At 35.5% G+C, this 1,352-nt stretch carries 1 protein-coding gene; it reads left to right on the forward strand.

Annotation, left to right across the window (positions count from 1 at the left end; all coding sequences use genetic code 11):
* The first annotated feature begins 149 nt into the window (after window positions 1–149).
* On the forward strand, window positions 150–1,208 hold the full coding sequence (locus L2764_RS27195) for an NHL repeat-containing protein (protein ID WP_248943451.1): 1,059 nt from the start codon (window positions 150–152) through the stop codon (window positions 1,206–1,208).
* Window positions 1,209–1,352: the final 144 nt, after the last annotated feature.

Here is a 1,352-nt window from a genome sequence, read left to right on the forward strand (position 1 = left end):
TTATACAAAAATAATGATAAACAAACAAGTTCAATGATGCGATAAGTACTGAAATTATCACGTTGTTCTAATAGTGAACGAATTTATGATAATTTAATACTCAGGTACTTATTTGGTAAAGTAAAATTAAAAATTAACAAAGGTATGTTATGCCTCACACTAAATCTAGTCCTACAAATCAAGCTTCTTCGATCTCCTATAACTGGAGATTAAATCACTTAGCAGAACTTGCTGAATACTCCGTCGCTACACATTTCAGGCACGGACTTTTATTCTGCGCAACTTGGAACCCATCAACACAAACTGGTTATCTTGAAAGTGTCAGTGGTCCCACTCAAAGCGGCACTAAATTAAATGGCATATTTTTCAATGACATCACTCAAATTTGCAGTGATAATTTAGGAAACATTTATATTGCAGGTGATCAGCTTAATAAAAGTGATCAAGGTAAACGAGGTAATTATGTTATAAAAAAATATAATATAGCTAGTAATGAACTCACTATACTAGATAAAACTTTTAATGGTTGTATTAACTTTGTATGTTGCGATCGTGAAAATAATATATATGTAACAGGAAACTTTACTGATTCAAGCAATCAGAAATCCGTAATGAAATTTGATGTAACAACATCTGAATGGCAAACGATCTCTGATAACAATATCGATAACCCACTTGATATGTGTATTGATGACAAAAATAGATTATATGTGCTGCATTCCAGTTATAGTAGAAGAGATCAAACTAATACTGTCAGCTATTTAGATGGCACTAGTTGGAGCAATATTACGTCGAGTTCGCTTAATCAAGCGTCAGCTATTGGTTGTGACAATAACAACAATTTATTCTTTAACTATGCGACTAAAGTTATGGCGTATAATACTATTACAAAGGCTTACACAGATTTAGGTACTGAGCTTCCAACTTATCTAAACGGCTTTGATGCAGTGTATTTACAACACCTTGGAGGGACCCTATTTGTAGCTTGCTGTGGTTTTAGTAGCACCTACTCAGTAACTTCAAGCATATTTGCTTATTCGGATACTTCTTGGTCTGAAATCACACCTTCAGAAGTAAAAAACGGTGTTGTTTATGGGGTGTCTACTACCCATGAGCACCCCTACATTGCAGTACCATCTAACTTACACGGTATCCTAATTGGCAATCCAACTGGCCATTCAATTAACACTGATAGTTTCCTAAAGTAGAACTCTGGCCCCTACTCACTTGGGTAGGGGCCTTGATACCCCGTACTAAAACTGGACACTCAATTAAGCGACTTTTTGCTGTTCATAATGCAGTGGGCTTTGATACCCAATTGCACTATGCCTTCTTGTTCGATTGTAATCAAC

Origin of the sequence: Shewanella surugensis, assembly GCF_023284005.1 — a bacterium.
GTDB classification, from domain to species: domain Bacteria; phylum Pseudomonadota; class Gammaproteobacteria; order Enterobacterales; family Shewanellaceae; genus Shewanella; species Shewanella surugensis.